8 protein-coding genes, 1 other RNA gene and 1 pseudogene are annotated in these 9355 nt (G+C 62.5%); 8 read left to right on the plus strand and 2 right to left on the minus strand.

Annotation, left to right across the window (positions count from 1 at the left end; translation table 11 throughout):
* The 3 genes and pseudogenes from ACFE0K_RS14230 to ACFE0K_RS14240 form a co-directional block, all read left to right on the plus strand.
* Positions 1-1567 (plus strand): annotated as a pseudogene (locus ACFE0K_RS14230) (hypothetical protein); the annotation flags it as partial.
* A gap of 163 nt (positions 1568-1730) precedes the next feature.
* Positions 1731-2180 carry an Hsp20 family protein gene (locus ACFE0K_RS14235; protein WP_434536686.1) on the plus strand — a complete coding sequence of 150 codons (450 nt, stop codon included), beginning with the start codon at positions 1731-1733 and terminating at the stop codon, positions 2178-2180.
* A 227-nt stretch (positions 2181-2407) separates the two neighbouring features.
* Positions 2408-2926, plus strand: a complete 519-nt coding sequence (locus tag ACFE0K_RS14240; protein WP_434536687.1) for a hypothetical protein — start codon at positions 2408-2410, stop codon at positions 2924-2926.
* Between the two features lie 48 nt (positions 2927-2974).
* On the opposite strand, the gene gap is transcribed toward ACFE0K_RS14240, so the two are convergent.
* Positions 2975-3991, minus strand: a complete 1017-nt coding sequence (gap, locus tag ACFE0K_RS14245; protein WP_434536688.1) for a type I glyceraldehyde-3-phosphate dehydrogenase — start codon at positions 3989-3991, stop codon at positions 2975-2977.
* Between the two features lie 170 nt (positions 3992-4161).
* Between gap and ffs the strand changes: the two genes are divergently transcribed.
* From ffs to ACFE0K_RS14270, 5 genes are all read left to right on the plus strand, one after another.
* Positions 4162-4258, plus strand: an RNA gene (gene ffs, locus ACFE0K_RS14250) — signal recognition particle sRNA small type.
* Between the two features lie 136 nt (positions 4259-4394).
* A complete protein-coding gene (dnaX, locus tag ACFE0K_RS14255) occupies positions 4395-6260 on the plus strand; it encodes a DNA polymerase III subunit gamma/tau (RefSeq protein WP_434536689.1) in 1866 nt (621 codons plus the stop codon).
* A 28-nt stretch (positions 6261-6288) separates the two neighbouring features.
* Positions 6289-6606, plus strand: coding sequence for a YbaB/EbfC family nucleoid-associated protein (locus tag ACFE0K_RS14260; RefSeq protein ID WP_272961727.1), 318 nt, complete (start codon positions 6289-6291; stop codon positions 6604-6606).
* Between the two features lie 12 nt (positions 6607-6618).
* The gene (gene recR, locus ACFE0K_RS14265) at positions 6619-7218 is read left to right on the plus strand and encodes a recombination mediator RecR (protein WP_434536690.1); all 600 of its coding nucleotides are present in this window, start codon (positions 6619-6621) and stop codon (positions 7216-7218) included.
* Between the two features lie 208 nt (positions 7219-7426).
* Positions 7427-8569 (plus strand): acyl-CoA dehydrogenase family protein, encoded by a 1143-nt coding sequence (locus tag ACFE0K_RS14270; protein ID WP_434536691.1) that lies wholly within the window; start codon positions 7427-7429, stop codon positions 8567-8569.
* Positions 8570-8723: 154 nt separating this feature from the next.
* Here the strand turns inward: ACFE0K_RS14270 and ACFE0K_RS14275 are convergent.
* A partial coding sequence (locus tag ACFE0K_RS14275) for a putative solute-binding protein (RefSeq protein ID WP_434536692.1) occupies positions 8724-9355 on the minus strand: 632 nt, incomplete at its 5' end.

Raw genomic sequence — 9355 nt, forward strand, 5'->3', positions numbered from 1 at the left:
GCATCTTCCATGTGAACAGGGTGGCCGGGCGTTGCCCGGGAAGTGCAACACCGGAGGGGTGCTGGCGGTGGATGGGCGACGCAAGGTCACCCTGACGGAACATCGATTATCGGTGGCGGGGGCCGGTTTTCGCGGTGGCCCGGCCCGGTCCTTGCAGGGCGCGCTGGGGCGGCCGGCGGACTGGCGCTATCCGGCGCCGTCGGCTCAGGATCGGCAAGCCGGTTACGGCCACCATGCCAGCAAAGGGGAAGGCCTCGCCGGGACACCGGTGTTGCTGCTGAATACCGGTGTGGGTTACCCCGGTGGCGACATGGGGCGCGGTGCACCCGCCAATGCCGGCGGCGGCGGTAATGGCCTGGATTTGTCTCACCAGCGGCTGGGTAACGGTGGCGGTGGTGGCAACGGATCCGCTGGTGGCCATGGCTTGCCGGCGGAAGGCGGTGGCCGCGGCGGTCATCCAGCCCCTCGGGTGTTGGTACTGGGCGGTGGCGGCGGTGCTGCCGCCAGGCGCCAGGGTGACGGCGGCCAGGGCGGTAACGGTGGTGGGCTGTTGCTGGTCAGGGCTGCCGGCCTGCAGGGGCGGGGAGCCCTGGATTTGCGCGGTCTGGCTGGCAGCGCTGCCGCCGATGTGGGCGGTGGTGGCGGTAGCGGTGGCACCCTGTGGCTGGATCTGCCGGTCACCGATTCGCTGGCGGTTACCATCGAGCATGCGGGGGGTGACGGTGCCAAAGACGGCGGCCAGGGTGGTGATGGCCAGCTGCTGGCACGGGGAGAGCGCGGCTGGCCGGGCTTTCAGTCTCTGTCGGTAGCGGGTGCCGAGGCCGGATTCCGTTGTCGCCCCGCCGGTCACTGGCTTACCGGCGTGCTGTTCGAGGATAACGGTGCCGGCGGTGGGCAGGCGTTCAATCAGCGTCGCGAGGGGGGCGAGGCGCCCTTGCCCGGCCTGACGCTGACCTTGCAGGACCCGGCCAGCGATTGGCAAAAGACCACCACCTCCGGTGTGTCCGGGGCCTTCCAGTTTCGCTTGTCGGAAGCGCAAAGTCGTGGCCAGGCATTATGGATGTCACTCACTTTGCCAGAGGGTTGGTCGTTGCCGGTGCTGCCTTCACTGAATGGCAAGCCTGGTCAGCGCCATGGCAACCAGATTCGCTGGCAGGTGACGGCCAGCGCCGATCGCCATTCCGGGCCGTTGCCGCTGGGCCTGATCGCGCAACCGGGCTGGCAGGCGCCTGGCGACACGGTACTGGCCCCGGGCAGTACTGCAGTGCTGGCCTTTGAATACCGGGCGCCGGTGACCGGGCAGGTACAGTTCCACAGTGATCACCCGGCGGTGCGTGGTCTGTTGATGGACCGGGCCTGTTCCGGAGACAGCGAGCAATGGCAAAGCGGGCAGAATGCCGGCTGGCCGGTGACCGCCGGGGAGCGGTTATGCGTGCGGGTGCCGGTGCGCTTTGATGGCAAGGCAACCCGCATCCCGGTGACGGCCACCACCCTGCCGCAACAGGCGCCCACGGGCTTTGTCATTACGCCTCAACAGACCTCGGTAAAAATCCTTCCCGGGTCTTGAAAGTGTTTCCGCTATCCCCATTTATTTCACTGTGACAACCCGGCCGGTTGGAACCTGACTGACATCGTTGATGGCAGCGGTTCCGTGTCACGCACAATTCAGTGAACCTTTTTTCAGTGGATGCCGCAGTGTGGGTCTGCTGAAGAGTATGGAGATATGTGTGATGAATACCGGATTTTCTCTTGCCCCTTTGTTTCGCCATTCCGTGGGCTTCGATCGCTTTGATGAACTGCTCGATGCCGCCCTGCGTGCGGACCAGTCCAACGGTTACCCGCCTTACGACATTATCCGCGAGAGCGATGGTCGTTATCGCATCGTGATGGCCGTGGCCGGTTTCGGCCGCGATGATATCGAGATCACGGTGCAGGAAAATGAGCTGCGCATTCGCGGTAATCTGGCGCCGCAGAATGACGGTGAGCGTACCTGGTTGCATCAGGGTATCGCCCGTCGAGCCTTCGAGCGCACCTTCAAGCTGGCGGACCATGTGGAAGTGGACGGCGCCGGCCTTAACGATGGCCTGCTTACGGTGACCCTGAACCGTGTGGTTCCCGAGGAGAAGAAACCCCGGGTAATCCCTGTGGAAGGCGAACAATCGCCAACAAATCGTAATTAAATCGCTGCACTTTGTGACGCGTTTTCTGTGACATAGTTAAGGGGCCGATAAGGCCCCTTTTGCTAGTTTGGGAATGATGCCTAGCGGCATCGACCCGATATAAGCAAAGGGTCTTAAGCGGAGACTGATCATGCTCACCGGATCAGTGCAGAGTCGCTGTTATCCAGGCCAGGAGGGCCGGAACTCTGCAAACCCAACCCATTGTCAGCCACAGGGAGCGGCATGCAATGAAACGTCTGTATTACTTTGCCAAATCACTGACCTCTGTTCAGGGGATAACCACGGACCTGCGCCAGGCGGGTATCGGTGAAAACCGTCTGCATGTCATGGGCAATGACAGCTCGGCCATGGCCCAGGCCCATGTGCATACGGCTACCCCCTGGGAAGAAACCGATATCATGCACTCCGGCTTTGTGGGCGCGCTGGTCGGCATGGCTGTGGGCCTGTTGGCCGGTTTTCTGCTCGCCGGGGCTGACCCCTGGGGCATGCAACTGGAAACCGGCGCTATCATCGGCGTGACCTTGTTCGGCACCTGTTTCGGGGCCTGGCTGGGAGGCCTGCGCGGGGTGTCCTCCCGCAGCCATCACCTGACGCCCTATCTGGACCGGGTGGAGCAGGGCGACTACCTGATGATGGTGGATGCCGATGATGAGGTGCAGGCCAGCAAGGTGGAAAAGGTCATGCAGGGCCACCGCCATGAAGCGGAAGAAGCCGGTCGCGAGGAGCATTTCAGTCCGTTTGATTAAGACCGCTTCACGCAACACGCTCCAGGCAACATGCGCGGGCGTGATGCGTCAGGCGTCCATCCAATAGGCGGCCACGTCCAGCATGCGGTGGCTGAACCCCCACTCGTTGTCATACCAGGCCAGTAACTTAAGCTGCTGGCCCAGTAATCGGCTGTGGTTGGTATCCACCACGCAGGAGTAGGGCAGGTGGTTGAAGTCGCTGGAGACCAGCGGCAGATGATTCACCGCCAGCACGCCCTGCAGATCGCCATGGGCCGCATTGCTAAGCGCCTCGTGGACCTGCTCCAGGGATTCCACCTGCTCCAGGGTCACGGTCAAATCCACCAGCGACACATTCAGGGTCGGCACCCGCACCGCCAGGCCATCCAGCCGTCCTTGCAGATGGGGTAGCACCAGTCCCACAGCTTTCGCGGCGCCGGTGCTGGTGGGGATCATATTCACTGCCGCCGCCCGGGCGCGCAGTAAATCGCCGTGGGCCTTGTCCACCAGGTTCTGGTCGTTGGTATAACTGTGGATGGTGGTCATCAGGCCCTGACGAACCGTAAAGGCCTGATCGAGCACTGCCACCATGGGCGCCAGGCAGTTGGTGGTGCAGGAGGCGTTGGAGACAATCTGCTGTTCGCGGTTCAGTACCGAATGGTTGACGCCATAAACCACAGTGGCGTCGGCGTCGTCTACCGGATAACTGGCGAGTACCCGCGGCGCGCCAGCGTCAAGGTGGGCGCTGAGGGCGTCGTGGCTCTTGTACTTGCCGGCGCATTCGATCACCAGGTCTGGTGTCAGCGACTTCCAGGGCAGGTCTTCCAGCCGGCTTTCGGCGAAACAGGGGATTCGGTGGCCGTTGATTTCCAGGTGGTTGCCGTCGTAATGCACGGAGTGGGGCCAGCGGCCGTGGGTGCTGTCGAACGCCAGCAAATGGGCGAGTACGTCAAAATCTGCCAGATCGTTAATGGCAACCAGTTCGAAACGGTCACCGGCGGGATTTTCACTGATCGCCCGGACAATACAGCGACCGATGCGGCCAAAGCCGTTGATGGCAATGCGAATCTTCTTGCTGCTTGTCATGGCACACTCTCCGTCCACCATAGACTTTCAGTGTAGACCCGGGCTGTCATCACGGCCAGCCTGATCAAGCTTTAAGCAGATGGAAAGGGGGTATCTTGCAATGGTCGGTCGCTTTGGCCACAATGCGCCCTCGCTCTGCGGCCCCGGTCGCAGGCGCGTAATGGTCGACCCGTCGGTCCCCCCGCAACGACAGACTGTGAACTCCGCCAGGCCCGGAAGGGAGCAACGGTAGCAGTGGACTCGTGTGCCGGGGTGTGGCTGGCGGGAAGACCTCCAAATTCCGCTACACGCAGCACGCCCTCACGCAACACGCTTCCGCACTGTCCTCCCCCCGTGAACTTCGATAGCATAAGGCCCTTCCCAAGCCGTTATTGTTGGTGGCCACGATTGCCGCTGGAGTGCTATGAGTTATCAGGTTCTTGCCCGTAAATACCGTCCCCGCACCTTTGACGAGCTGGTGGGGCAGGAGCACGTCTCGCGGGCCCTGATGCATGCGCTGGATCAGGATCGCCTGCACCATGCCTACCTGTTCACCGGCACCCGGGGGGTGGGCAAAACCACCATTGCCCGCATCCTGTCGCGCTGCCTGAACTGTGAGCAGGGTGTCAGCGCTCGTCCCTGCGGGGTTTGCCCCACCTGTGTGGAAATCGGCGAAGGTCGCTTCGTGGACCTGATCGAGGTGGATGCGGCCAGCCGTACCAAGGTGGAAGATACCCGCGAACTACTCGACAACGTGCAGTACGCGCCGACCCGGGGCCGCTACAAGGTGTACCTCATCGATGAGGTGCACATGCTGTCGGCGCATTCCTTCAACGCGCTGCTCAAGACTCTGGAAGAGCCGCCGCCCCACGTGAAGTTCCTGCTGGCCACCACCGATCCGCAGAAACTGCCGGTGACGGTGCTGTCCCGCTGTTTGCAGTTCAGCCTCAAGGCCTTGCCGGCGGAGCAGATCGCCGGCCATCTGCAGGCCCTGCTGGACAAGGAAATGATCCGCTACGAGGCGCCGGCCTTGCTGGCCCTGGGCAAGGCGGCGCAGGGCTCCATGCGCGATGCCCTCAGCCTGACCGATCAGGCCATTGCCTTCGGCAGTGAGCAGCTCAGCAGTGAGGCGGTGAACGCCATGCTGGGTACCGTGGATCGAAATCATGTACTAACCCTGCGGGTGGCGCTGGCGGAGCAGGAGCCGGCGGGTGTACTGCAGGCGCTGGCCACCGTCAGCGAGCATTGCCCCGGGGAGCTGGCGCTGCTGGACGAGCTGATCAGTCAGCTGCACCAGCTGGCAGTCTGTCAGGCCGTGCCGGGTAGCCATGACGAGACCATTACCCAGCTGGCGGCGGCGCTGAGCGCCGAGCAGGTACAGCTTTATTACGATGTGGCCGTGCGTGGCCGCCGGGATCTGCAGGATGCCCCGGACAGCCGCGCGGCGCTGGAAATGCTGCTGCTGCGCATGGTGCTTTTTACCCCCAAAGGGGTCTTGCCGACCCGGGGGGAACACGCCGGCGCAAAAAAGCCTGAAGCGTCGACGCCGTCGGCACACGCCGGCGGCAAACCGGATTTGCGAGCCCTGCTGGATCGGCCCGCTGCTGCCCCGACGCCGCCAACGCCACCCGCCGCTCAGCCCGCTGCCAGCCCGGTAGCAGAATCTGTCTCCCAAGGTGGTTCGGCATCCGCCGCCCTGGCTCAGGTGGAAAATCCGGCTCTTCAGGAGCCCCGCCAAGAGGCTGTGCCTGAGCCGGTTCCCTCTGCGTCGGAGCCGCCCCAGCCTGAAGCGGAGTCCACAGCGGAGCCGGTGCCGGAACCCGTTGCCGAGCGACCGCCGCAGGACGCTGCAGAAGAGCCGCCGCTGGCGCCGCTGCAGGAACCGACCAGCGAATCCGAGGTGGCCACTTGGTGGGCCGCTCTGCTGCTGCGTCTGGACCTGGACGGCACGGTGCGCAATATCGCTCGCAACGCGGTGCTGGTGAGCCGGGAAGATACGGTCTGGACCTTGCGTATCAGTACCGGACACGAGGTGCTGGTCAACCGGGAACGGCTGGATGAGTTGAGTGGCGCCCTGGAAAATTATTTCCAGCGGCGCATCCAGATCCAGGTGGAGTTCGAACGTCGGGCCGGCGATACCCCGGAGGCGATGGCCGATGCCCGGCGCCAGGAACTGCTGGTCGATGCCACCCGAACCCTGCACGAGGATCCGGTGGTCCAGCAACTGGTCAGCACCTTCGATGGCCGGCTTGATGAAAGTAGCGTAACGCCAAAAGAAACAGTGGAATAACTCCCGGCCAGGCCGGGTGGAGACAATGATGGATTTCGATATCAACTCTCTCATGCAGCAGGCCCAGGCCATGCAGGAGAAGATGAAAAAAATGCAGGACGAGGCCGCCAATGCGGAAGTCACCGGTGAATCCGGTGCTGGCCTGGTCAAGGTGACCATGAATGGTCGTCACGACGTCAAGGGCGTGGACATTGATGCTTCCTTGATGAGTGAAGACAAGGAGCTGCTGGAAGACCTGCTGGCCGCTGCCGTCAACGATGCCGTGCGTCGGGTGGAAAAGCAGCAGCAGGACAACATGCAGAATATGGCTGGTGGTTTTCCCTTTCCGCCAGGCTTCAAGCCGTAAGGGGCATTGCCTGTGAAGCATGCGCCGCTGGTTGACCAGTTGATCCACGCCTTTACCTGCCTGCCCGGTGTCGGGCCCCGCTCCGCCCAGCGCATGGCCTATGCCCTGCTGGACCGTGGCCGGGAGGAGGGCCGTCGGCTCGGCAATGCCCTGCACGCGGCCATGGACGGCGTGCAGCACTGTCAGCGCTGCCGCAATTATGCGGAGGAGGAGCTCTGCCCAGTGTGCAGCGATCCCAAGCGCGATTCCGCTCTGGTCTGTATCGTCGCCACCCCGGCGGACGTGTTGGCCTTCGAGCAGTCCGGTGATTACCGCGGTCAGTATTTCGTGCTGATGGGCGAACTGTCGCCCCTGGACGGCATCGGCCCCCGGGAACTGGGGCTGGATGTGCTTGAGCAGCGCTTGAAGCAAGGCGAGATCAACGAATTGATTCTGGCTACCGGCACCACCGTGGAAGGCGAAGCCACCGCCCATTATGTGCTGGATCTGGCCCAGGAGGCCGGCATCACCGTCAGCCGTATCGCCCAGGGCGTGCCCATGGGCGGCGATCTGGAGTTCGTTGATGGCGCCACCCTGGCCCAGGCCCTGCGCGGTCGCCGCCCCTTCCAGTAAGCCCCTGTCTCTGGGCGGCTTTGAAAGGGAAGGGAGTTGCTCCGGCGGGCCCAGCGATTCTCCGGCCACATTGTCCCAAGTCCTCTCGGAATTTCCGTCCTGCGGCGCACGAGATCGACGTCTCGTCAGCCCACTGGCCTCCGGCCTCCCCACTCTGCTATGTTAGCGACCAAGCAAGCGCTAGGTTAGCTAATAAAAAGGAGGCTCTGTGAGCGCGTTGGATTACTTCAATGAAACCCACCAGATGGTGCGCGAGACCGTTCGCAAATTCGTGGAAAGGGAAATCCTGCCCCATGTGGATGATTGGGAAGAAGCCGGTGAATTCCCCCGCGAGCTGTACAACAAGGCCGCCGATGCCGGCATCCTGAGCATTAATGCCCCGGAAGAGCTCGGTGGCACCGGCGAAGATGTGTTCATGAAGATCGCCGCCTGCGAAGAGCTGGTGCGTTGCTCGTCCGGTGGCCTGTGCGCCAGCCTGGGCTCCCTGGATATTGGCCTGCCGCCGATCTGGAAGTGGGGCAGCGATGCCATGAAGCAGAGGGTGGTGCCGGAGGTAATCGGTGGGCAAAAGATTTCCGCCCTGGCCATTACCGAGCCCAATGGCGGCTCCGATGTGGCCAACCTGCGCACCCGTGCGGTGCGTGATGGTGACCACTACGTGGTGAATGGCGCCAAGACCTTCATCACCAGCGGCGTGCGCGCAGATTATTACACCGTGGCGGTACGCACCGGCGACAAGGGCTACGGCGGTATCAGCCTGTTGCTGGTTGAGAAGGGCACCCCGGGCTTCTCCGTGGGCCGCAAGCTGAAGAAGATGGGCTGGTGGGCGTCTGACACCGCCGAGCTGTTTTTCGAGGATTGCCGGGTGCCGGCGGAAAACCTGATCGGCCCGGAAAACGGCGGCTTCTACTGCATCATGAGCAACTTCCAGATGGAGCGCCTGGTGCTGGCGGTCACCGCCAACAGCACAGCCCAGCTGGCGCTGGATGAGGCCATGCGCTACGTGAAAGAGCGGGAAGCCTTTGGCCGCCCCCTGGCCGGGTTCCAGGTCACCCGTCACAAGCTGGCGGAAATGGCCACCGACGTGAAAGCCAGCACCGAGTTCACCTATCGGGTGGCCGCAAAGATTGCTGCGGGCGAAAACTGCGTACTGGACGTATCCATGGCCAAGAACGTGGCCACCCGCTGCGCCGACCGGGTCACCTACGATGCAGTGCAACTATTCGGTGGCAGCGGCTACATGCGCGGCACCGTGGTTGAACGCCTGTATCGCGACAACCGCATCCTCTCCATTGGTGGTGGTACCCACGAGATCATGAATGAGGTGATCGCCAAGCAGTTGGGGCTTTGAGTTATCAGCTTCTAGCTTCAACACGGTAAAGGGGTTTTGATCCCGAAACGTAAGAGGCCGCGCCCAATAGTTTGGGCGCGGCCTCTTTGCTTTCCTGCGGCAACAAGCTCAATCGCGTTAAAGCTCGTGGCTAGCAGCTAGAAGCTCGCAGCTATCAGGTACACTCCGCCCGTGCCGGGTCCATCTTGCAGCGTACCTTGCGCAGCAGGCCGAGCATCTCTGGATCGTAGTAGCCTTCTTCGCGCAGCTGATTGCGGGCTTCCTGCATCATCACTTCGTATTCGCTTTTGTCCGCTTCCGGGATCTGTACCCACCATTTTTTGTCGACTTTCTGGGCTTCCTTGTCCAGCTGCTCGGTGATGCGGTCCAGGTTGTTATAGAAATACTCGCGGGACTGCTGTGCCATGTCGGCGGGGAAACGGTCTTTCTTGGCTATCAGTTGAATGGTCAACTGGGCCAGCGGGTAATCGATGATGCCGCCATCCGGGCTCAAGCCCTTGTAGAGTTCCAGGGCATCGTAGGCCACCAGCGGGGCGGCAATCACATCAACCACACCATTGTTGAACTTGGTGGAGAAATTGGTCACATCGGAACCCACCGGGGTAGCACCTACCTGGGACACCAGGATGGCCTGGGTTTCGTCGTACTCCAGTACTGCACCACGCTTGCCGGCCGCCTTGGCCAGGGAGTTGATTTCCCGGTCGTTGACGAAAATGTAGGCGGCACCAGCAGGGGCCACGCCCATGATCTGATAGGACCCCTGGGACAGCTTGTCGGCGGTTTGTG

The organism is Alcanivorax sp. (assembly GCF_051117345.1).
Lineage (GTDB): Bacteria > Pseudomonadota > Gammaproteobacteria > Pseudomonadales > Alcanivoracaceae > Alcanivorax.

Bases quoted from the DNA above. Each gene is read 5' to 3' on its own strand.
- ACFE0K_RS14235 (WP_434536686.1), top strand. From the start codon at position 1,731: ATGAATACCGGATTTTCTCTTGCCCCTTTGTTTCGCCATTCCGTGGGC.
- gap (WP_434536688.1), bottom strand. From the start codon at position 3,991: ATGACAAGCAGCAAGAAGATTCGCATTGCCATCAACGGCTTTGGCCGC.
- ACFE0K_RS14240 (WP_434536687.1), top strand. From the start codon at position 2,408: ATGAAACGTCTGTATTACTTTGCCAAATCACTGACCTCTGTTCAGGGG.
- dnaX (WP_434536689.1), top strand. From the start codon at position 4,395: ATGAGTTATCAGGTTCTTGCCCGTAAATACCGTCCCCGCACCTTTGAC.
- ACFE0K_RS14260 (WP_272961727.1), top strand. From the start codon at position 6,289: ATGGATTTCGATATCAACTCTCTCATGCAGCAGGCCCAGGCCATGCAG.